A 20,515-nucleotide genomic window follows, 5' to 3' on the forward strand; every position below is an offset into this window, starting at 1 on the left:
CGTCGCGCAGGCGGATCACCCGATCCTCGGTCGGGCGGCCGCGCATCAGGTCGGGAAGGTCATCCACCGACAGCTCGGTCACCTGGTCCAGCCTACGGCCCAGCAACGGCATGTCCGGCGACAGCGCGGCTTGGGCCGCATGGGTCATGCCGATGATCCGCCCGGCCCCGTCCAGGGCGATGGCGGCCTCCGGGTCGACCTCCAGGAATTCGGGGCTGGAGGACAGGCGCAGCACCCAATCGCTGCGCGTCATCGCCATCAGGTTCGCCATCTCGACCCGCCGGGCCGAGGTGCGCACCAGGTTCATCGCCAGGTTCTGGCTGGCCTTGGGCTGTGGCGATCGGAGCAGCGACAGGTCCAGCACCGCCGCCAGCTGCCCCGACGTGTCAAAGATCGGCGCCGCGGTGCAGGACAGCGGCGTGTGATGCAGGTCGAAATGGTCGCTTTGATGGATCGTCACGGCCTGACCGGTATAGATGCAGGCCCCAACGCCGCAGGTCCCTGCCAGCGATTCCGACCAGTCGGATCCCAGATACAGGCCCGCCGCGCGTAGGTCGTCCTCGAACCGGGTGTCGCCAAAGAAATCGACCGTGACCCCCTTGGCGTCGGCCAGCAGCAGGACATAGTTCTGCCCCGCGACCTGCCGGAACAACGATCCCAGGCCCGACCGGGCGATGGCGATCAGACGCTCGGACTGTTCGCGGTGGCTGCGCAGTTCGGTCTCGGTGACGATATGGGCGGGCGAGGGTTTGGCCGGGTCCAGCCCATAGCGTTCGATGCACCGCCGCCAGCTGGCCTGCACGACGCTGTCGCGCCCGGTCGCATGCCCCTGCAGCACACGGTCGATCTCATCAACATGATCGGTGTCACGCATGGCTCTCCCCCGCCTTTCGGCAGCCCCTTTGATGAACGCACAGCCGGACCGTGCTGTCCATAGGACGTTGGACAGGGTGCCGTTTCGTGGCGGGGACCCGCGGGCCGCGCCCGCTAGCCCATCCAGCCCCCGCCCGACAGCGTGTTGTGCAGAAAGCTGAGGCCGGTGCGCAATTCGTCGCGCCCGATCGCGCCGCCCAGGCAGATGCGCAGATGTTCGTCCGGATCGCCGCCCACCGTGAACGCATCCGACGGCATGATGCCGATATGGCGGCCGGCCATGCGGCCCATCAGTTCGGCGCGCCCCGCGCCCTCGGGCAGCTTCAACCAGATGTTGAAGGCGTTGCGCTCGGTCCGGAACGACAGCCCGTGCAGCACGCTGGCCGCGATCTGCTGACGCGCGGCGATCTCGGCACGCACGAAATAGCGGATGCGGTCGGCGGTCCCGTCCTCGATCCAGCGTGTCATCAGGGCGGTGGTCAAAGGCGACGGCATGACCGAGATCGCGCGCAGCGCCTGCGCCAGCGCGAATGCGGCCCGCGCATCGGGCGCCACGACATAGGCCAGCCGCAGCCCCGCCCCGATGCATTTCGCAAGCCCCCCGATATGCCATGTCTGCGCGGGGGCCAGCACCGCAAAGGGCGGCGGCGCGGATTGCGGGATGAAGCCATAGGCATCGTCCTCGATCAGGGGCAGGCGGTGGCGGGTGATGATCTCGGCCAGTTGAATGCGGCGATGGTCGGGAATGGTCAGCGTGGTCGGGTTGTGCAGCGTCGGGTTCAGGTACAGCGCCTTGGGGCCGTGGCGGGCGATCGCCTCCTCCAGCGCGTCGGGGGTGACGCCGTCGCCGTCCATCTCCAGCCCGACCAGCCGCAGGTTCAGGCGCGCGGCGATGGCCCGCAGCCCGGGATAGGTGATGCGTTCGCACAGGACCGTGTCGCCCGCCTGCGCGATGATCGACAGGATGGCCGTCATCGTCGCATGCGCGCCGGGCGTCACCGCGATGCGGTCCAGATTGGCGACCATGCCGCGTTTCGACAGCCAGCTTGACGCCGCCATCCGGTCCTGATCACCGCCAAGCGTCGCCTGATAGCGCAGCAGCGACACCAGGTTGGCCGACACCACGTCCAGCCCCTCGCGCATGAAGGCCAGCAGTTCGGGGTCGGTCACCTCGGGCGGCATGTTCATCGACAGATCCTCGTCGCCCATGCGGCGGGGATCGGCGGTCTCGGTCGCGCGGACGGATTTGCGCACGAAGGTGCCGCGCCCGACATGGCTGTCGGTCAGGCGCCGGGACGCAGCCTCGGCATAGGCGCGGCTGACGGTGGTGAAGTCGATGCCCAACCGCGCGGCCAGCCGGCGCTGCGGCGGCAGCTTGTCGCCGGGCTTGAGGATGCCGCTGCGGATGCCCGCCTCGATCTGATCGGCGATCTGCAGATAGCGCGGCGGGCCATCGGCAAGCAGGTCGGGGCTCCAGGCGGTCACGGGCGGCTCCATGCGGGATCGGGGCGGATGAATTGTATGTATCTTGTTGTGTATTGCCCGGTCAATCCCCGACGATTCGTTGCTGCGCTGCCCGATATTCATGCTGTTCGCCGATGAATCCAGCAGTAGTCGGGACGGGAGCATTAGTTAATTGAATGCATATTGCACTGTTCATTGATCGGATCGATCCGTGCAGGCCCCATTGAACCAACACCCCGCAACAGGAGATGATCATGCCCGCTGTCACCCAGGCCCCGCATAAGAACGGCGACTATTTCGTCGATTACGAATCCAAGGTGTTCGAGGACGTCAAGGCGGATGCGGGCGAACAGGCCCTGATCACCTTTCACACCGTTGCGTTCGAGGGGTCGATCGGCCTGGTCAACATCCTCAACGCCATCCGTATGCAGCGAAAGGGATACGAGACCTCGATCCTGCTCTACGGTCCCGGCGTGACGCTTGGACTGCAGCGCGGCTTTCCGACCCTGGGCGACGAGGCGTTTCCGGGCCACCTGAACTTCAACAAGAACCTGGAACGCTTCATGTCCGAAGGCGGCAAGGTCTATGCCTGCCGCTTTGCCCTGCAGGCGCTGTACGGCCACGGAGAGCCGTCGCTGATCCCCGGCATCATCCCGATCCAGCCGCAGGACGTGCTGGACTGCATCCTGCTGCACAAGAAGGCGAACGCCGTCATCCTGGATACCTGGACGGTCTGAACCCCTGCCCCCTTGTCGAAAGGTCGTCCGATGAACAAACTTACCGTGCGCGCCGCTGCCGTCCAGATCGCCCCCGATCTGACGTCGCGCGCAGGCACCGTCGAACGCGTGCTGAACGCGATATCGGAGGCCTGCGACAAGGGGGCCGAGCTGATCGTCTTTCCCGAGACGTTCGTGCCCTACTATCCCTATTTCAGCTTCGTGCTGCCCCCCATGCAGCAGGGCGCCGAACATCTGCGCCTCTACGAGGAGGCCGTCGCCATTCCGTCTCCGGAAACCCGCGCCGTGGCCGATGCGGCGCGCAAGCGTGGCGTGGTGATCGTGCTGGGCGTCACCGAGCGCGACCACGGGTCGCTGTACAACACCCAACTGATCTTTGACGCCGATGGTAGCCTGGCCTTGAGGCGGCGCAAGATCACGCCCACCTATCATGAACGGATGATCTGGGGTCAGGGCGACGGCGCGGGCCTGAACGTCGTGGACACCGCCGTGGGTCGGATGGGGGCGCTGGCCTGCTGGGAACATTACAACCCGCTGGCCCGATACGCGCTGATGGCCCAGCACGAGGAGATCCACGCCAGCCATTTTCCCGGCAGCCTGGTCGGCCCGATCTTCGGCGAACAGATCGAGGTGACCATGCGCCACCACGCGCTGGAATCAGGCTGTTTCGTGGTCAACGCCACCGGCTGGCTGACCGAGGATCAGATCGCCTCCATTCACCCCGACCCAAGCCTGCAGCGCGGTCTGCGCGACGGCTGCATGACCTGCATCATCACCCCCGAGGCCGCCATGTCGTCCCGCCCCTGACCGCAGGCGAAGGCATCCTGATCGGTGATCTGGACATGCGGCTGATCACGAAACGCAAGCGGATGATGGACAGCGTGGGCCATTACGCGCGCCCTGAACTGCTGCGCCTGATCCATGACGACCGCCCAAGCGCTGCGCGCGAAACCATCGCCGCAGACCCCCAGCCAGACGAGGTGCACGATGCGTGACCTGACCGATGCCGAACCCGGCCTGATCAACGACCTGCAGACGCGCGGCATGCGGCTGGTCGATCCGCGCGCGGGCCACGAAAGCCGTCGCGGCGGGGCCGGGCCGTCCGACCACAAGGCCGTCAGCTTCGGCGACCAGACGGTGATGATCCCGGTCCACACCGTGCCCAGTTTCGACAGCCCCTATCTGGTCGAGGCGCCCGACGACGCGGGCCGGTCGCGCATCACCCGCGACGGGGTCGAACTGGCGCGTGTCCGCTTTCCGAACCGCCCGCGGTTCTATGACCTCAAGACCGCCGACGGCGTCCCCTACAACCAGATCGCGGTGCTGCATTCGCGCGACGTGCTGGCCACCACCGTGCTGCAGACCTGCATCCGCTACGAATCCCGCAAGAAGACCTGCCAGTTCTGCGCCATCGGCCAAAGCCTGGCCGCGGGCCGCACCATCGCCCGCAAGACGCCCGCGCAACTGGCCGAGGTCGCCCGTGCGGCGGTCGAGCTGGACGGGGTCAAGCACATGGTCATGACCACCGGCACACCCGCCGGCACGGACCGGGGCGCCGCGATCCTGGCCGACAGCGCCCGCGCCATCAAGGCGGCGGTGGACCTGCCGATCCAGGCCCAGTGCGAGCCGCCCGAAGACGACATCTGGCATCAGCGCATGCGCGACGCGGGCGTCGACGCGCTTGGCATGCACCTGGAGGCCGTGACCCCCGAGGTGCGCCAGCGCATCATGCCCGGCAAGGCCTCGGTCCCCCTGGAGAAATACTTCAGCAGCTTCGAGGCGGCGGTGCAGGTCTTTGGCCGCGGTCAGGTCTCGACCTATATCCTGGCCGGTCTGGGCGACACGGCGGACGCGATCCTGCAGATGTCGCAGCGGCTGGTCGACATGGGCGTCTATCCCTTCGTCGTGCCCTTCGTCCCGATTTCGGGGACCCCGCTGGAGGGGCATCCGGCGCCATCGTCAGATTTCATGGCATCCGTCTTGAAGCCCTTGGCAGGGATGGTGATCCGCGGCGGCCTGCACGCCACCGACATCAAGGCAGGCTGCGGCAAATGCGGGGCCTGTTCGGCGTTGTCCACCTATGAAAAGCGGGGCACCGCATGAGCAGCCTGGCCCCCGACGGCTTCATCAGCCCCGAATTCCTGATCCGCGAGGCCCGCGAGATCTGGGAGATGCGGGGCGCCGCCCGCCTGCGTCAGCAGGTCTTCGTCACCGAACAGCGCCTGTTCACCGGACATGACCGCGACGCGGTGGACCAGATCGCCACGCCTCTGGTGGCCCTGTCCACGCTGGCAGGCGAACCCGCCGAGGTCGTGGGATGCGTGCGCATTCATCAGGCCGCGCCGGGCATCTGGTGGGGCACGCGGCTGGCCGTGGCCTCCGATCACCGGCGCGTCGGCCGCCTCGGGGCCGAACTGATCCGGCTGGCCGTCAGCACCGCCAACGGACAGGGCTGCACCGAATTTCACGCCCATGTGCAGATCCAGAACGTGGCCCTGTTCGAAAAGCTGCACTGGACCGCACTGGAGGAGGTCACGCTGCACGGCGCGCCCCATGCGCATATGACGGCATCGCTGCCGCATTATCCCGCCATCCGCGATCCGGAGGCAGGGGTTACCGCCCGCGCACGGCGGCCGTGATGGGCGTGGCTGACATCGCGGCCCGTCTGGCCGCCCACCCGTCGATCCGGGGCAAGCTGCAGATCGCCGATGCCACACGGGGCCTGGGGCTGGACGCCGCATCGCCCGGCACACCCGGCGACGACGCGGCCGCCCTGCCCCGCCCGGATGGAGGCTGGGACCTGCTGGCCGGAGAGGGGTTCATGCCGCAATTCGTCGCCGACGATCCGTGGTTCGCCGGATGGTGCGGGGTGATGGTGAACCTGTCGGACATCGCCGCGATGGGGGGCCGGGCCACCGCGCTGCTGAATGCGGTCTGGGGGCGGATGCGGCCAGCGCCGCGCCGTTGCTGGCGGGCCTGCGCGACGCCGCACAGGCCTATGGCGTGCCCATCGTCGGGGGTCACACCAACCTGGCCGCCCCGGCGCTGAACCTGGCGGTGACCGTCACCGGACAGGCGGAGCGGCTGATTTCGGGCTTTGGCGCGCGGCCGGGCGATGCGCTGATCGCGGCCATCGACCATCGCGGCGGCTATCGCCCCCGCTTTGACAACTGGTGCGCCGCGCTGGACGCGCCCCACCCGCGCCTGCAGGGGGATCTGGCCCTGTTGCCTGCGCTGGCCATGGCCGGGCTGGTCGATGCGGGCAAGGACATCAGCCAAGGCGGCATCGTCGGCACCGCGCTGATGCTGGCCGAGTGTTCCGGCTGCGGGTTCCGCATCGACATGGATGCCATCCCCCTGCCGCCCGGCGCCGATCTTGAACGCTGGCTGCGCAGCTTTCCCAGTTTCGGCTTCCTGCTGTCCGTGCGCCCGGACCACGCCGCCCAGGTCTGCGCCCGCTTTGGCGCCCGCGACATCAGCGCCGCCGTGATCGGCACCGCCACCGACACGCCACGCGTCGATCTGACCGATGCCGCCGGAACCGCAACGTTCTGGGATTATCGCGACCGCCCCTATCTTGGCCTGAGCAAGGAGCGTGCCCATGCCTGAAGTCCGCTTCACCATCCGCTGGCCCGACGGGAGCGAGGACAGCTGTTACTCCCCCTCGACCGCGATACGTGATCATCTGGCCGCAGGCACCGCCTATCCGATGCCCGAATTCCTGAACCGCGCCCGAACCGGCCTGAACGCGGCCTCCGACCGGGTCGCTGCACGCTTCGGCTATGCCTGCTCTGCCGCGATGGACCAGCTGGCCCGGATCGAGGCGCGCGCCGCCACCCAACCCCCGGACGGCACGTCACCTGCCTGCACCTTTCCCGAAAGGGCCTGCCATGACCATTCCGCATCTTCCCGTCATCATCATCGGCGCCGGACAGGCCGGCCTGTCAGTCAGCTGGTACCTGTGCGCCGAAGGGATCGAGCATCTGGTCCTGGAACGCCACCGCCGGTTCGAGAGCTGGCGCAACAACCGGTGGGACAGCTTCTGCCTGGTCACGCCGAACTGGCAATGCCGCCTGCCGGGCTGGCCCTACCGTGGCCCCGATCCCGACGGTTTCATGCTCAAGGATCAGATCGTCGATTATGTCGACGGTTTCGCCGACAGCTTCGATCCGCCGCTACGCGAGGGGGTCGATGTCACGCGGGTTTGGCAGCAGGGCGGCGTCTATCACCTGACGACCAGCCTGGGCGCGTTCATCGCCGATCAGGTGGTGGTGGCGACGGGGGGCTATGACCGCCCGATCGTGCCGCCCTATGCCGAGCGGATCGATCCGGCCATCACCCAGATGCATTCGCGCGATTACCGCCGGCCGTCACAACTGCCCCAGGGCGGCACGCTGATCGTGGGCACCGGACAGTCGGGCGTCCAGCTGATGGAGGATCTGCACCGCGACGGGCGCCCCGTGCATCTGGCCGTGGGCCCCGCGCCGCGCAGCCCCCGCAAATATCGCGGACGCGACGCGACAGACTGGCTGCATGACGCGGGCCATTACAAGATCACCATCGACCGGCATCCCGACCCGGCCAAGGCATTGTCGCAGACCAACCACTACATGTCGGGCCGCGACGGCGGCAAGGAGATCGACCTGCGCCGGTTCGCGCTGGAGGGGGTGCGGCTTTACGGGTCGATGGCGGGGGCTGCGGGCACGCAGGTCCAATTCCTGCCGGATCTGGAAAAGAACCTGGACGATGCCGATCGCAGCTATCTGGGCATCCGCACCCAGATCGACGCTTGGATCGCCGCGCAGGGCATCGACGCCCCCGTGGAGCCGCCCTTCGTCAAGGTCTGGCGCCCGGAGCAGGAGGTGACCGGGATCGACCTGGCCGAACAGGGCATCACCTCGATCCTGTGGGCGATCGGGTTCAGACCCGATTACGGCTGGCTGGAACTGGACTGTTTCGACGCCCAGGGACGTCCCGAATATCGGCGCGGGGTGACGCGCGTGCCGGGTGCCTATTTCATCGGGCTGGGATGGCTGAACACCTGGGGATCAGGCCGCTTTCTGGGCATCGACGAGGACAGCCGCCATCTGGCGACCCAGATCGTCGCCCGCGACAGACAGGTCCGCGCGGCATGAGACCGTTTCACAGCCTTCCGAAGAACGGCTGACGCGTTTTGTCCGGCGATCCGCCAGGTGGCTTAGTGCGACATAGGAACGGGGGCTGACCGTGTCGCGGTCGAGAGTTCGGCCTTGCGCGCGGATTCGGTCCCCTCGGGCTTGCCATACAGACCGATATTCGCATCGCCCCAGTCCTTGAGCGCGACCAGGATCGGCTCCATCGTCCGGCCCAGGACGGACAGCGAATATTCGACCTTGGGCGGGACCTGGGCATAGACCTTGCGGGTGATCAGCCCGTCCGCCTCCATCTCTCGCAGCTGGTTCGTCAGCATGCGCGGCGTGCATTTGTCGACATGGCGACGGATTTCGTTGAACCGCAGCGTCCCGGACATCAGGTGCCACAGGATGATCGATTTCCACTTGCCGTCGATCAGGCCGATGGCCGCCTCCACGGCACAGCCGGGGGTGCAATCGAAACGCGAATGACGGGGTTTGGCCATCTGACAGTATCCTTTTTGATACTATGTGCAATCTTTGTGCGTATTGTCACGTTCTGCATCCTGACTATTCTTGTGCCGATCCGGACACAAGCCGGCAACGCCCATGCCGCAGGACAGCATCGGAAACCCATGACGGCCGCTTAGGCAGAACGCCTAAGCCTCCCCGTCCCGTCATCAAGGACCCCGCCATGAAAGCCATCGGCTATCAGATCCCGCAAGCCATCGATCAGGCAAGCAGCCTCGTGGACATCGACTTGCCCCGCCCGACCCCGACCGGCCGCGACATCCTGGTCGAGGTCAGGGCCGTATCGGTCAATCCCGTCGACACGAAGGTCCGCCGCTCTGCCGCGCCGGAGACCGGGCAGTGGAAGGTTCTGGGATGGGATGCGGCCGGGATCGTCGCCGAGGTCGGCCCCGACGCCACGCTGTACCGGCCGGGCGACGCGGTCTTTTATGCCGGTGCCATCGACCGGTCCGGGACCAATGCCCAGTTCCATCTGGTCGATGAGCGGATCGTCGGCAGAAAGCCGCAAAGCTTGGACTTTGCCGCCGCCGCCGCGCTGCCGCTGACCTCGATCACGGCGTGGGAGATGCTGTTTGACCGGCTGCGCGTGACGGACCCGGTGCCCGGTGCCGCGAATGCCATCCTGGTCATTGGCGGCGCGGGCGGCGTGGGTTCGATCGCGATCCAGATCGCGCGGGCCCTGACCGACCTGACCGTGATCGCGACCGCCTCGCGCCCCGAGACGCGGGACTGGGTGACGTCGCTTGGCGCCCATCACGTCATCGATCACCGCGAACCCCTTGCCCCGCAGGTCGCGGCCCTGGGCATCGGCCAGCCCGCCCTTGTGTTTTCCACGACCAACACGGACGATCATTACGCCGATATCGTCGAACTGATCGCCCCGCAGGGCCGTTTCGGCCTGATCGACGACCCCAAGGACCTCAGCGCCCTGCCGCTGAAACGCAAGTCGATCTCGCTGCACTGGGAGTTCATGTTCACCCGGTCGCTTTTCGCGACCGCCGATATCGCGATGCAGCACGACCTGTTGAACCGGATCAGCGGTCTGATCGACGAAGGCCGGATCAGAACCACGCTCAACGACAACTTTGGCCCCATCAACGCCGACAACCTCAAGCGCGCGCATGCCCTGCTGGAGTCCGGCCGGGCAAAGGGCAAGATCGTGCTGGCCGGATTCTGACCGGCCCGACGGCGGCGGTGAGGACCGCCGCCAGTCGCGGGCCATGATGCTTTAGAACCGGCGAAACCGCCGCTGGTGTCAGGGGAGAACGGCGCCTTGGGTACTGTTGCGGGTCATTAAACCGGCGATCATCCCCGTTTGCCTTGCGTCGGACAGAAACGCGTTCAGGGCCGCGACGACAGACGCATCGCGGCCTGCGGGTATGCCCAACGCCTGCGGGATCACCATGAACCGTTCGGGCAGCAGGCGCAGGCCGGGGTGGCGCCGCTGATCGGCTTCCAGCTGCTGGCGGATGCCGGCGGCGACCTCGAACCCTTCGCGCAGGGCGAAGTCGACGACCTCCTGAGAGGTCGTGACGCGCTCCAACGTTGCCGATGCAATCTTGCGGGACAGGTGCAGATCATACGCGCTGCCGCGTCCGACGGCGATGCGGATGCCGGGGCGGTCGACCTGATCCAGCGCGGTGATGGGCGAATTCTGTCGCACCAGATACCACCCCTCGATCAGCACCCACGGGTCGGTAAAGGCCACCGTCGCCGCGCGGGCCGGATCGACCGCGAAAAAGCCCAGATCGGCATGCCCGTCGGACACCAGCGCGACCGAGGCGGCGGCATTCGGCACCGACAGCAGCTGCAGCGGCAGCCAGCGCCATGCGGCCAGCGCCCGTGCCAGATCGACCGAGATGCCCGCGGGCTGACCGTCCGTCGCCGGACGCGTCAGGATGGCGTTCCCGGTGTTGATCGCCACGCGCAGCGTTCCGGTCGGCGCCAGGGCGGCGTTCAGGTCGTCATCGGTCATCGGCGTCTCCGGGGGTGCGGATGGCGTCGACGATGCGCGCGGCAAAGGCCTTGGTGCCAAGAGGCCCACCCAGATCGCCGGTGCGCCACGCGGGCACGGCGATGACGCGGGCGACGGCGTCCTCGATCAGGTCGGCGGCAGCCTGCAGGCCCGGATCTGCGCGCCGTTCGCCCAGCCAGCGCAGCAGCATCGCGGTCGAATTGATCAGCGATGCCGGGTTGGCCCGGTCCTGCCCCGCGATGGAGGGCGCCGATCCATGCTGCGCCTGCGCCATGGCATGCGTCTCTCCGGCGTTCAGGGATGCGGCCAAGCCGATGCTGCCCGCGATCTCTGTCGCCTGGTCTGACAGGATGTCGCCGAACATGTTGGTCGTCACGATGGTGTCGAACGCGGACGCGTCGCGGACCAGCAGGGCGGCCATCGCGTCGACCAGCACCTCCTCGACCACGACGTCGGGATAGGATAGCGCAACCGCGCGCGTGCAGGACAGGAACAGTCCGTCGCTGATGCGCAGGACATTGGCCTTGTGGACGACGGTCAACCGACCGCTGCGCTGTCGGGCGATGCGAAACCCTGCCTCGGCGATGCGGGTCGATCCCTGGCGGGTGACCTTGCGCATGGCGATGGCCACGTCCTCGGTCGGCATGAACTCTCCGGTGCCGGCGAACATGGTGCGGTCGGCGTAAAAGCCCTCGGTGTTCTCGCGCACGATCACCAGGTCCACGGGCACGCCGCAGCGGGCGGGGAAATCGGGATGCGATCTGGCGGGGCGGATGTTGGCGAACAGGTCCAGATGCTTGCGCAGATGGCCCGACGGGTTGATGCCGCCCTCGGCCGCGGGGGGATAGTCGTTATGCGATACCGGACCCAGAATCACCCCGTCGGCCGCCCGCGCGCGGTCCAGCAGATCGCCCGGAAACGTCGTTCCCTGCGCCGCAAGGGGCCGCAGTCCGACCTCGGCGCGGTCCAGCCGGAACCGCAGCCCGGTGCGGTCCTGCACCGCGTCCAGCACGGCCAGCGTGGCGTCGGTGATCTCGGGGCTGATGCCGTCACCGTCCAGGACCAGCAGCGAGACGGGGGTGGATGAGGTCATAGGAAGGCTCCATTCCGGAAAAGGGTGATGCGGCGGCGGTCTTGGACACAAGGCCCGACCGCCCCTCTACATGCATTTATAAATTTATAAATGCAATAATGAATTCCGGCTTTGTCCGTGATAGACCGGACCGACCCTAGCGAAAGCACAGCGCTTGTCCTCCATGCCACCGTCCCGCAGCCGCCTGCATCTTGCCGCCGATATCGCGGCCCATATCGCTGCCGAATCGCTGCCCGAGGGCGCGCATCTGCGCACCGCCGACCTGGCGCAGCGATTTGCGGTGTCGCGCTGGCCGGTGGAACAGGCGCTGAAGGCGCTGGCCCGGACCGGGCAGGTCCGCCATGAACCCAACCGCGGCTTCTTCGTGCGCCATGACGGCCCCGCGGCGCCCGCGACGGTGCCCGACCCGGTCCATGCGGCCTATCTGACGCTGGCCGTCCTGCTGACCGAACAGGCCATCGGCCCGCAGGTCACCGAACAGCAGATCCGCGACCGGTTCGCCCTGACCAAGCGGCAGACGTCGGACCTGATGGGCCGCCTGATCCGCGAGGGGATCGCCGAGAAACGTGCCGGTTACGGCTGGACCATCAACACCGAACTGACCGCCCCGGACGCGCTGGCCCATACCACGCAGATGCGGCTGATCCTGGAACCCGCCGCCCTGCGCCTGCCCGGCTATCACCTGCATGCAGGCGACATCGCCCGCCTGCGCCGCGTCGAGCACGACCTGCTGGACGGCACCATCGACCGCGCGCCGCCCGACGCGCTGTACCTGCGCGGCGCGCAGTTCCACGAGGCGCTCATGGCGGGTGCGGGCAATCCCTTCATGCTGCAGGCGTTGATGCGGGTGAACCGGGTGCGGCGGTTGCTGACCTATCGCGCGATGGACGACCGCGAACGCTATTACCGGCAGTCGCGCGATCATCTGGCCCTCCTGGACCTGATCGAGGCCGGCGATCACCAAGCGCCGCCCTGCAGATGGAGGCGCATCTGCGCATGGTGCGCCACAACCTGTCGGCGCTTGGCTTCATCGCGGCGCAGGACGTGGCCGGGCCGCCGCCGGACTAGGGACGGCGTTTTGCCGGGCGCGGCACGCCCATGTACCGCGCCATCAGCGGCGCGCCGGTGATGACCACGACGATCCGCGTCAGGTGGTGCAGCACCACGAACCCCAGATCGGCGCCCACGACGATGGCCAGCACCGTCAGTTCGGCCTGCCCGCCGGGGGCGAAGGCCAGGAACCCCTCCAGCGGGCGCGCAAGGCCGGTCAGGACCACGAATTCGGTGAACGCCGCCGCCAGCACCGCCAGGACCATCACGAAGGCCAGGCCCGACAGCACGAACAGCCGCAGTTCACGCAGGGTGACGCCGACATATTGCACGCCGATGCCGATGCCGATGAACAGCTGCGCCAGCATGATCGCCTCGGCCGGGGGGCGTTGCGTGATGATCCCGGCCAGCGACAGCGCCGCGGTCGTGATCATCGGTCCCAGGATCGAGGCGCCGAACAGACCCAGGTACTCGCCGCCCTTCCAGCCGACGATGGCCGATATCGTCATCAGGATCAGCTGTCCCGCACCGAAATCGCGCAGCGGCGCGCCCATCGCCCCGGTCAGCGGCGCGTCGTACAGCCAGACCAGGATCACCGGCGCGATGGTGACCAGCACCGCGACGCGGGTGGCATGGATCAGCGACAGCGCCCGGACGTCGGCCCCGGCCTCCTGTCCGAAGATGACCATGTCCTGCAGCCCGCCGGGCATGGCCGCGTAATAGGATGTGGCCGGATCAAAACCCAGCCTGCGAAAGAACGGCACCCCGATCAGGCCGATCAGCAGCACGTAAAGCGGGACCAGCGCGACGCTGAGCGCCATCTGCGGGATCTGGGTGACAACCTGCGGGGTGATCGACGCGCCGACGGCAACGCCCAGGATCGTCCGCGCCCCGACCGAGATGGGGCCCAGCCCGCGCAGCCGCGCGCCCGTCAGCGCCGCCACCAGACAGAACGACATCGGCCCGAACAGGAACGGCAGCGGCAGCCCCAGCAGGTGGAATGTCGCGGCCCCGGCCAATGCCAGTGCCAGGGTGCCGGCCCGCGGGACCAGCGACGACAGCAGGGAACGGGGGGGCTGCGTCATGGCATTCTCCTTGTTGACGCTTTATGTATCCAACTGTATGCAGCAGGATGCAACAAGGATCTGCAGGCCCATGACCGACGAATCCGACGGCCCCCAGGGGCAATCCGCCTATCGCCGCCTGCTGGCCGACATCAAGTCGGGGCAGCTGCTGCCCGGCGCCCGCCTGCGCGAGACGGAACTGGCCGAGCGGTTGGGCATCTCGCGCACCCCGGTGCGCGAGGCGATCCGGCAGCTAGAGGCCGACGGGCTGGTGACCCACCAGGCCCGTCAGGGCGCGACGATCCGCAACCTGGACTATGCCGAGGTGATCGAGCTGTACGAGATGCGGTCGGTGCTGGAGGGCACGGCCTCGCGTCTGGCCGCCCGCATGGCGCAGCGCGTCGAGGTGGTCGAGCTGACCGAGCTGAACGACGCCCTGGCCGCCAGCGAACCGGGCGCCGCCGCGCAGGAGCTGAACCGCCAGTTCCACCGCACCCTGCTGGACGCCGCGCGCAACCGCTTTCTGGTCAAGACCATGAGCGCGCTGCAAAAGACGCTGCTGATCCTGGGCCCCACCACGCTGGCCGACCCGACCCGCCCCGAGGCCGCAGCCGCCGAACATGCCGCCGTGATCCGCGCCATCGCCGTCCATGACGGCGACGCCGCCGAAGCCGCGATGCGCGCCCATGTCGAAGCCGCCCTGAACGCCCGCATCCGCGCCATGCGCGGCCGTGAAATTCCGATGGAGGACGAATGACCCGATACAGCGACCTTTACGACATCGCCGTCGTCGGCGGCGGCAATGCCGCACTGTGCGCCGCGATCACCGCGGCCAAGGCCGGTGCGCGGGTCATCATCCTGGAGGGCGCGCCCCTGCCCTATCGCGGCGGCAATTCGCGCCACACGCGCAATTTCCGCTGCATGCATCGCGGCCCGATGTCGCCGCTGATCGACGCCTATGAAGAGGACGAATACTTCAACGATCTGATGCTGGTCACCAAGGGCAAGACCGACGAACACCTGGCCCGCATGACCATCCGCACGTCCGAGGAATGCCTGCCCTGGATGCAGGAACACGGGGTCCGGTTCCAGCCATCCCTGTCGGGCACGCTGTCGCTGTCGCGCACCAACGCGTTCTTCTTGGGCGGGGGCAAGGCGTTGGTGAACGCCTATTACAACACCGCGACCGATCTGGGCGTCACCATCGTCTATGAGGCGCAGGTGCGCCATGTCCACCGCGAAGGTCAGGCCATCACCCATCTGGACGTCGAGATCGCCAAGGCCCCGGCGGTCACCATCCGCGCACGCGCCTTTGTGCTGGCCTCGGGCGGGTTCCAGGCGGATCTGGACTGGCTGGCGCGAGCCTGGGGCCCGTCGGCGCGCAACTTCCTGATCCGCGGAACGCCCTATAACCGGGGTGTCGTGCTCAAGGACATGCTGGATCAAGGCGCCGACAGCGTGGGTGATCCGACGCAATGCCACGCCGTGGCCATCGACGGGCGCGCGCCGAAATACGACGGCGGCATCGTTACGCGCCTGGACTGCGTCCCCTTCTCGATCGTGGTGAACCGCGACGGTCAGCGCTTCTATGACGAGGGAGAGGATACCTGGCCCAAGCGCTATGCCATCTGGGGACGCCTGGTCGCGGCGCAACCCGACCAGGTCGGCTATGCGCTGATCGATGCCAAGTCGATTGACCTGTTCATGCCGTCGGTCTTTCCGCCCATCGTGGCGGACACCATCCCGGAACTGGCCGCCAAGATGGGGTTGGACCCTGCCGTCGTGCAGGCCACCGTCGACGATTTTAACGCCGCCTGCCGCCCCGGCACGTTCCACCCGACCGAACTGGACGGGATGGCGACCGAGGGGTTGGCCACGCCCAAGACCAACTGGGCGCGCCCGCTGGATACGCCGCCCTATTACGGCTATCAGCTGCGCCCCGGCGTGACCTTCACCTATCTAGGCCTGAAGGTCTCGGACAGCGCGCAGGTCCACACGCCCGACGGGCCGATCACCAACCTGTGGGCCGCCGGAGAGATCATGGCGGGCTCGATCCTGGGTCAGGGCTATCTGGCCGGCTTTGGAATGACCATCGGAACCGTCTTCGGACGCATCGCCGGCAAGGAGGCCGCCGCCCATGTCGCTTGATCTTGCACCCAGCCTGACCGCCACCGAGGAAGCCCGCCGCCAGATCGAGATCTGCAATGCCTGCCGATACTGCGAGGGGTTCTGTTCGGTCTTTCCCGCCATGACGCGCAGCAAGGCCTTTGCCGACGGTGACCTGACGCATCTGTCGAACCTGTGCCACAACTGCCGCGGCTGCCATTACGCCTGTCAGTACACGGCCCCCCACGAATTTAACCTGAACATCCCCGCGGCCCTGGCCGAGGTCCGCCAGGACAGCTGGGAACGCCTGGCCCGCCCGCAGGCGGTGGCCCGGATGTTCCACGAACGCGGCGTGGCGATGGCCGGGCTGCTGGTCGTCGCGCTGACGCTGTTCTTTGCGCTGATCGCGGCGGCGCGTCCGACCGGGGGCGAGGGGTTCTATGCCTATATGGCGCACAACCTGATGATCGCCATCTTCATCCCGGCCTTTGTCGCGCCGCTGGCGCTGATCGGCCTGTCGCTGCGCGACTACTGGCGCGAGGTCGGCGGCGGACGGGTCAGGCTGCGCCATCTGGCCAAGGCGGGAGACATGGCCGGGCGGATGAAGAACCTGAACGGCGGCCATGGCGACGGCTGCAACTTCGAGGATGGCGACCGCTTCAGCCAGAAACGCCGCATCGCGCACCAGCTGATGATGTGGGGGTTCCTGGCCTGCTTTGCGGCGACATCGTCGGGGACGATCCTGCATTACGTCTTTGGCTGGTACGCCCCCTATCCGATCTGGGCGCCGCCCAAGCTGCTGGGCGTGCCGGGCGGCATCGCGATGGTCGCGGGCGCGATCGGGCTGGCCGCGCTGAAGCTGCGCGCCGATCCCGAATTGGGCGCGCGCCGGGTCTGGGGCGGAGAGATGGCGTTCATCGTCCTTCTGGGTGCGGTCGCGGCGACGGGGCTGGCGCTCTATGCCGTCACGGGCACCGAGGCTGTCGGGCCGCTGCTGGCGATCCATCTGGCGACGGTGATGACGCTGTTCCTGCTGATGCCGTTTTCCAAGATGATCCACGGCTTTTTCCGCTTCACCGCGCTGGTGGCCGAGGCGGGAAAGCTGGAAAAGACCCGCTGATCCGGACAGCGCATGAAAAAGGCCCCGGCATCGCTGCCGGGGCCTTTTTTCGTTTCCGGTGATCCTATGCCCCGGTCATCGTGGCGGCGGGCACGAAGACCTCTCCGGTGACCAGCTTGCGGGCGGTGCGGATCGCGCCGGCGCTGACCACCTGCAGGTCATGGGCCTGGCCGCTGGTGCGCAGGGCCACGTCGATCATGCCGCTTGGGTGTTCGATCAGGATCTCGCGGTCCTCGCCCGCCGGGCGCTGCGCCAGACCGTCCGAGACCGACCCCTCCAGCACCGACACGGTCGCCACGCACAGCGCGCCGGTCACCGCGAATGCGGCATGCGCCTTGTGCGGCACGAAATAGCGCGCGGCGACATGGCCGCCGTTCTGCGGCGCGGCCAGGATCGCGACTTTGGGGATCACCTTTCCCGTCACGTCGCCCAGACCCATGCGGCGCCCCGCCTCCTGCCGCATCGTCTCCAGCCGGGCAAAGAAATCACGGTCGGCGTCCAGTTCGGCGGGGGTCTCGTACCCGGTCTTGCCCAGATCGGCCGCACGCAGGATCATCATCGGCACGGAAACGTCGATCAGCGTCACCGCGACGCCGTCGATCTGTTCCTGCAGATGGCCCGACGGCAGCAGCCCGCTGGTCTTGGAGCCGACGATGTCCATGAAGTTCAGGCGCACCGCGGCCGCCGTTCCCGGCACCCCCGCGATGGCCTGGTCGCCGTCGTAATCGACCGCGCCGTCATCGGTGCTGACCACGGCCTCGATCCGGCTGGCGGTGTTCTCGTTATAGATGACCACCCGCGTTTCGCTGCCTGTCGCGGCGACCATGCCGCGTTCGATCGCAAAGGGACCGACGCCCGCCAGGATGTTGCCGCAGGACGGGCCGGTGTCGACCACCGCCTCGGTCACGGACACCTGTGCGAACAGATAGTCGACGTCCACCCCCTCGCGCGCGGACGGCCGCACCATCGCCACCTTGGAGGTCAGCGTGTCCGCCCCCCCGATGCCGTCGATCTGGCGTGCATCGGGCGATCCCATCGCGGCCAGCAGCACGCGGTCGCGGGCGGCCGGTTCGGCAGGCAGGTCGTCGGTGCGGAAATACGGCCCCTTCGAGGTGCCGCCGCGCATGATGATGACGGGAATGCCGTGCTGTTTCGCCATGTTGTTCCTCCGTTCGTTCAATTGGAATGGCCCGCGCCTTTCGGTGCGGGCCAAGCTTGGTCAGGACACCAGCGGCCAGGGCAGCCGGTCATAGAAGTGCTGCTGCAGCAGCCCTTCGGGCAGGATCAGGTTCAGCGCGGATGTCAGGATCAGCAGGATGATCGCCCCCATCAGCGTCAGCAGCAGGGTCTGCACCCAGCCCGACCTTGCGACGATGCGCAGGAAGGCCAGGAAGAACAGCACGACCGCCAGGAAATAGCCGACCAGCGCGATGGTGGCGACAAAGCCCACCAGCCAGCCGATGTACTTCAGCGGCGTCATCGGTCCCAGCTGGTCCGATGCCTCCTTGGATTCCGCGTCGAACACCGCGCCGCTGGCGCGGTTGCCGCGGATCTGCGGCCACAGCACCATGGCGGCGGCGCCCATGCCCACGATCGCGATGCTGACCGGGAAGATGCGGCCCAGCTGCGACAGGTTGATCGTCTCGACGAAGGTGAAGACGAACAGCGCCATGATGCCCATCGTGAACGCGACCTGCGGCCACATGGACTGGGTCAGGGTCGCGGCGGACTTGCCCTCGACCTCGATCTTGCTGCCGCTTTTCTTCTGCGAGTACATGCTGAAGCCGACGGACAGCAGGATGATCGCACCGATGATCAGCACGATGGGACGCTGGAACGCGTTCCACCCCGAGAACTGCAGCGCCTGGTACAGATAGCGTTCGGCCTGCGTGGCCAGCACGAACCCGATCAGGAAGGCCGGGCGCGGCCAGCCGAACCGGCGCAGCATCATGCCCACGACGCCCAGCACCACCAGCGCCACCAGATCGTAGAGCGAACGGTTGGGCTGGAAGGCCGCGAAGGTGATGACCAGGATCATGAACGGCGCGACCAGCGGATAGCGGACGATCGTGACCTTGGCGATGGCGGGCGCCAGCAGGATGCACAGCGCCGTGCCCAGGACGTTGGCGATCGCCAGCGACCAGACGATCGTGTAGGTCACGTCCAGGTTGGTGCTGACCATCGACGGTCCCGGCTGCAGGCCGATCAGGATCATGCCGGCCAGAAAGATCGCCATCGATCCGGAACCGGGAATGCCGAACAGCAGCGTCGGCACCAGGCCGCCGCCATCCTTGGACGCGGTGGTCGATTCCACCGCGATGACGCCGCGGATGTCACCCTTGCCGAACTGGCTTTTGTCACGCGACGTCTGGACGACGTGACCATAGGCGATCCAGTCGACGACCGATCCGCCCAAGCCCGGGATCATCCCCAGCATCGCGCCAAGCGCCGCCAGGCGCAGCGTCAGCCAGCGGTACATCCAGGTGTCCTTCAACCCCTGGGACCACCCGGCGCCCAGGGCCGAACCTTCCTGCGCGATCGAGCTGTTGCGGCGCAGCAGGTCGCCGATTTCGGGAATGGCGAACAGCGCCAGGCCCACGATGACCAGCGGAACGCCGTTCATCAGGTACAGCGACCCGAACTCCATCCGGTATTCGCCGGTGGCGGGCGCGGCGCCGACCGCACCAAGCGCAAGCCCCGCCGCGCAGGCGGCGACGCCCTTGGCAAGGCTGGAGCCCGACAGCGCGCCTACCATGGACAGGCCGAACATGGTCAGCATGAACAGCTCGGCCGCGCCGAAGGACAGGATCAGCGGGCGCGCGATCAGCACGCAGACCGTCAGGACCAGCGCCCCGAACAGCCCGCCGATGAACGAGGCCGAGAACGCCGCGCTGAGCGCACGGGCCGCCTGGCCCTTCTTGGCCAGCGGAAAGCCGTCCAGGATCGTCGCCTGAGAGGCCGACGACCCCGGTATCCCCATCAGGATCGAGGCGAACGTGTCCGATGTGGACAGGACCGGCAGGATGCCGATCAGCATCGCCAGCGCCAGCGTCGGTTCCATGCCATAGACGAAAGGCAGCAGCAGCGACATGCCGACGATGCCGCCCAGGCCGGGCAGCACGCCCACGACCAGGCCAGTCAGGACGCCGATCATCAGGTACTGGATGTGTTGGAACGTCAGCACAGTGCCGAGCGCAGAGAGAATTGCGTCAGTGACCATGGTAAGCCCTTGGACCTTCTGAGGGGGTGATGGCGCCGTGCAGCACGCGCGTCACGGAACGCGGCGGCATGCCGCCGGGGGCGATCACCCGGATTGCGGGGGACCGGCCGCACCCGGGCCCGGACTGCGCATCGCAGGGGCATCGTGGCACGGTCGGAACGGGGGGCGGGC

The 20,515-nt window shown here is 67.6% G+C and carries 21 protein-coding genes and 1 pseudogene; 14 read left to right on the forward strand and 8 right to left on the reverse strand.

What is annotated here, in order from left to right; all coding sequences use genetic code 11:
* Together TY51_RS12785 and TY51_RS12790 are read right to left on the reverse strand one after the other, a co-directional pair.
* On the reverse strand, positions 1-874 hold an 874-nt coding region (locus tag TY51_RS12785; protein WP_042250095.1), incomplete at its 3' end, for a sigma-54-dependent Fis family transcriptional regulator.
* A gap of 113 nt (positions 875-987) precedes the next feature.
* Positions 988-2,358, reverse strand: a complete 1,371-nt coding sequence (locus TY51_RS12790) for a PLP-dependent aminotransferase family protein (RefSeq protein ID WP_156118021.1) — start codon at positions 2,356-2,358, stop codon at positions 988-990.
* A gap of 233 nt (positions 2,359-2,591) precedes the next feature.
* Here TY51_RS12790 and TY51_RS12795 point away from each other — a divergent pair, with 233 nt between their 5' ends.
* The 9 genes and pseudogenes from TY51_RS12795 (at position 2,592) to TY51_RS12820 (ending at position 8,209) form a co-directional block, all read left to right on the forward strand.
* A complete protein-coding gene (locus tag TY51_RS12795) occupies positions 2,592-3,074 on the forward strand; it encodes an MSMEG_0572/Sll0783 family nitrogen starvation response protein (protein ID WP_042250110.1) in 483 nt (160 codons plus the stop codon).
* A 30-nt stretch (positions 3,075-3,104) separates the two neighbouring features.
* On the forward strand, positions 3,105-3,881 hold the full coding sequence (locus TY51_RS12800; protein ID WP_231559045.1) for a nitrilase-related carbon-nitrogen hydrolase: 777 nt from the start codon (positions 3,105-3,107) through the stop codon (positions 3,879-3,881).
* Positions 3,882-3,916: 35 nt separating this feature from the next.
* On the forward strand, positions 3,917-4,069 hold the full coding sequence (locus tag TY51_RS23500) for a hypothetical protein (RefSeq protein ID WP_231559046.1): 153 nt from the start codon (positions 3,917-3,919) through the stop codon (positions 4,067-4,069).
* Positions 4,062-5,177 (forward strand): MSMEG_0568 family radical SAM protein, encoded by a 1,116-nt coding sequence (locus TY51_RS12805; RefSeq protein ID WP_042250097.1) that lies wholly within the window; start codon positions 4,062-4,064, stop codon positions 5,175-5,177. The genes TY51_RS23500 and TY51_RS12805 overlap by 8 nt, the downstream gene beginning before the upstream one ends.
* Positions 5,174-5,713 carry an MSMEG_0567/Sll0786 family nitrogen starvation N-acetyltransferase gene (locus TY51_RS12810; RefSeq protein ID WP_042250098.1) on the forward strand — a complete coding sequence of 180 codons (540 nt, stop codon included), beginning with the start codon at positions 5,174-5,176 and terminating at the stop codon, positions 5,711-5,713. Before TY51_RS12805 ends, TY51_RS12810 begins: the two co-directional genes overlap by 4 nt.
* Positions 5,713-6,123, forward strand: coding sequence for an AIR synthase related protein (locus TY51_RS24050; protein WP_255351413.1), 411 nt, complete (start codon positions 5,713-5,715; stop codon positions 6,121-6,123). Before TY51_RS12810 ends, TY51_RS24050 begins: the two co-directional genes overlap by 1 nt.
* Positions 6,078-6,683 carry an AIR synthase-related protein gene (locus TY51_RS24055; RefSeq protein WP_255351414.1) on the forward strand — a complete coding sequence of 202 codons (606 nt, stop codon included), beginning with the start codon at positions 6,078-6,080 and terminating at the stop codon, positions 6,681-6,683. Before TY51_RS24050 ends, TY51_RS24055 begins: the two co-directional genes overlap by 46 nt.
* Positions 6,676-6,855, forward strand: a pseudogene (locus TY51_RS21115) (MSMEG_0570 family nitrogen starvation response protein); the annotation flags it as partial. The gene TY51_RS24055 and the pseudogene TY51_RS21115, both read left to right, overlap by 8 nt.
* Before the next feature lie 109 nt (positions 6,856-6,964).
* Positions 6,965-8,209: an MSMEG_0569 family flavin-dependent oxidoreductase gene (locus TY51_RS12820; RefSeq protein ID WP_042250099.1), complete on the forward strand. Its 1,245-nt coding sequence runs from the start codon at positions 6,965-6,967 to the stop codon at positions 8,207-8,209.
* Between the two features lie 62 nt (positions 8,210-8,271).
* Here TY51_RS12820 and TY51_RS12825 read toward each other — a convergent pair whose 3' ends face one another.
* Complete coding sequence (locus tag TY51_RS12825) at positions 8,272-8,691, reverse strand: helix-turn-helix domain-containing protein (protein WP_042250100.1); 420 nt, start codon at positions 8,689-8,691, stop codon at positions 8,272-8,274.
* Positions 8,692-8,879: 188 nt separating this feature from the next.
* Here TY51_RS12825 and TY51_RS12830 point away from each other — a divergent pair, with 188 nt between their 5' ends.
* Positions 8,880-9,893, forward strand: coding sequence for a zinc-binding alcohol dehydrogenase family protein (locus TY51_RS12830; protein ID WP_042250101.1), 1,014 nt, complete (start codon positions 8,880-8,882; stop codon positions 9,891-9,893).
* 78 nt (positions 9,894-9,971) lie between these two features.
* On the opposite strand, the gene TY51_RS12835 is transcribed toward TY51_RS12830, so the two are convergent.
* Positions 9,972-10,691, reverse strand: a complete 720-nt coding sequence (locus tag TY51_RS12835; protein ID WP_042250102.1) for a transporter substrate-binding domain-containing protein — start codon at positions 10,689-10,691, stop codon at positions 9,972-9,974.
* Positions 10,681-11,784 carry an isocitrate/isopropylmalate dehydrogenase family protein gene (locus TY51_RS12840; protein ID WP_042250103.1) on the reverse strand — a complete coding sequence of 368 codons (1,104 nt, stop codon included), beginning with the start codon at positions 11,782-11,784 and terminating at the stop codon, positions 10,681-10,683. Before TY51_RS12840 ends, TY51_RS12835 begins: the two co-directional genes overlap by 11 nt.
* Positions 11,785-11,947: 163 nt before the next feature.
* On the opposite strand from TY51_RS12840, the gene TY51_RS12845 reads away from it, so the two are divergent.
* Positions 11,948-12,913, forward strand: coding sequence for a GntR family transcriptional regulator (locus tag TY51_RS12845; protein ID WP_052650161.1), 966 nt, complete (start codon positions 11,948-11,950; stop codon positions 12,911-12,913).
* Here the strand turns inward: TY51_RS12845 and TY51_RS12850 are convergent.
* The gene (locus TY51_RS12850) at positions 12,849-13,919 is read right to left on the reverse strand and encodes an AbrB family transcriptional regulator (RefSeq protein WP_042250104.1); all 1,071 of its coding nucleotides are present in this window, start codon (positions 13,917-13,919) and stop codon (positions 12,849-12,851) included. The two genes, TY51_RS12845 and TY51_RS12850, sit on opposite strands and share 65 nt — an antisense overlap.
* 70 nt (positions 13,920-13,989) lie before the next feature.
* On the opposite strand from TY51_RS12850, the gene TY51_RS12855 reads away from it, so the two are divergent.
* From TY51_RS12855 to tcuB, 3 genes are read left to right on the forward strand one after another with little or no spacing between them, the layout of a single operon-like run.
* On the forward strand, positions 13,990-14,655 hold the full coding sequence (locus TY51_RS12855; protein ID WP_042250105.1) for a GntR family transcriptional regulator: 666 nt from the start codon (positions 13,990-13,992) through the stop codon (positions 14,653-14,655).
* Positions 14,652-16,046, forward strand: coding sequence for an FAD-dependent tricarballylate dehydrogenase TcuA (tcuA, locus tag TY51_RS12860; protein WP_042250106.1), 1,395 nt, complete (start codon positions 14,652-14,654; stop codon positions 16,044-16,046). The genes TY51_RS12855 and tcuA overlap by 4 nt, the downstream gene beginning before the upstream one ends.
* On the forward strand, positions 16,036-17,124 hold the full coding sequence (gene tcuB / locus TY51_RS12865) for a tricarballylate utilization 4Fe-4S protein TcuB (protein WP_042250107.1): 1,089 nt from the start codon (positions 16,036-16,038) through the stop codon (positions 17,122-17,124). Before tcuA ends, tcuB begins: the two co-directional genes overlap by 11 nt.
* A gap of 64 nt (positions 17,125-17,188) precedes the next feature.
* Here tcuB and TY51_RS12870 read toward each other — a convergent pair whose 3' ends face one another.
* Positions 17,189-18,283, reverse strand: coding sequence for a 4-oxalomesaconate tautomerase (locus TY51_RS12870; protein WP_042250108.1), 1,095 nt, complete (start codon positions 18,281-18,283; stop codon positions 17,189-17,191).
* Positions 18,284-18,343: 60 nt separating this feature from the next.
* Positions 18,344-20,344, reverse strand: coding sequence for a tripartite tricarboxylate transporter permease (locus TY51_RS12875; protein ID WP_042250109.1), 2,001 nt, complete (start codon positions 20,342-20,344; stop codon positions 18,344-18,346).
* Positions 20,345-20,515 lie beyond the last annotated feature (171 nt).

The organism is Paracoccus sp. PAMC 22219 (genome assembly GCF_000787695.1).
Lineage (GTDB): Bacteria > Pseudomonadota > Alphaproteobacteria > Rhodobacterales > Rhodobacteraceae > Paracoccus.

Bases quoted from the DNA above. Each gene is read 5' to 3' on its own strand.
- tcuB (WP_042250107.1), top strand. From the start codon at position 16,036: ATGTCGCTTGATCTTGCACCCAGCCTGACCGCCACCGAGGAAGCCCGC.
- TY51_RS12840 (WP_042250103.1), bottom strand. From the start codon at position 11,784: ATGACCTCATCCACCCCCGTCTCGCTGCTGGTCCTGGACGGTGACGGC.
- TY51_RS12850 (WP_042250104.1), bottom strand. From the start codon at position 13,919: ATGACGCAGCCCCCCCGTTCCCTGCTGTCGTCGCTGGTCCCGCGGGCC.
- TY51_RS12830 (WP_042250101.1), top strand. From the start codon at position 8,880: ATGAAAGCCATCGGCTATCAGATCCCGCAAGCCATCGATCAGGCAAGC.
- TY51_RS12810 (WP_042250098.1), top strand. From the start codon at position 5,174: ATGAGCAGCCTGGCCCCCGACGGCTTCATCAGCCCCGAATTCCTGATC.
- TY51_RS23500 (WP_231559046.1), top strand. From the start codon at position 3,917: ATGCGGCTGATCACGAAACGCAAGCGGATGATGGACAGCGTGGGCCAT.
- TY51_RS12835 (WP_042250102.1), bottom strand. From the start codon at position 10,691: ATGACCGATGACGACCTGAACGCCGCCCTGGCGCCGACCGGAACGCTG.
- TY51_RS12825 (WP_042250100.1), bottom strand. From the start codon at position 8,691: ATGGCCAAACCCCGTCATTCGCGTTTCGATTGCACCCCCGGCTGTGCC.
- TY51_RS12870 (WP_042250108.1), bottom strand. From the start codon at position 18,283: ATGGCGAAACAGCACGGCATTCCCGTCATCATCATGCGCGGCGGCACC.
- TY51_RS24050 (WP_255351413.1), top strand. From the start codon at position 5,713: ATGGGCGTGGCTGACATCGCGGCCCGTCTGGCCGCCCACCCGTCGATC.
- TY51_RS12875 (WP_042250109.1), bottom strand. From the start codon at position 20,344: ATGGTCACTGACGCAATTCTCTCTGCGCTCGGCACTGTGCTGACGTTC.
- TY51_RS12795 (WP_042250110.1), top strand. From the start codon at position 2,592: ATGCCCGCTGTCACCCAGGCCCCGCATAAGAACGGCGACTATTTCGTC.
- TY51_RS12805 (WP_042250097.1), top strand. From the start codon at position 4,062: ATGCGTGACCTGACCGATGCCGAACCCGGCCTGATCAACGACCTGCAG.
- TY51_RS12855 (WP_042250105.1), top strand. From the start codon at position 13,990: ATGACCGACGAATCCGACGGCCCCCAGGGGCAATCCGCCTATCGCCGC.
- TY51_RS12800 (WP_231559045.1), top strand. From the start codon at position 3,105: ATGAACAAACTTACCGTGCGCGCCGCTGCCGTCCAGATCGCCCCCGAT.
- tcuA (WP_042250106.1), top strand. From the start codon at position 14,652: ATGACCCGATACAGCGACCTTTACGACATCGCCGTCGTCGGCGGCGGC.
- TY51_RS12820 (WP_042250099.1), top strand. From the start codon at position 6,965: ATGACCATTCCGCATCTTCCCGTCATCATCATCGGCGCCGGACAGGCC.
- TY51_RS12845 (WP_052650161.1), top strand. From the start codon at position 11,948: ATGCCACCGTCCCGCAGCCGCCTGCATCTTGCCGCCGATATCGCGGCC.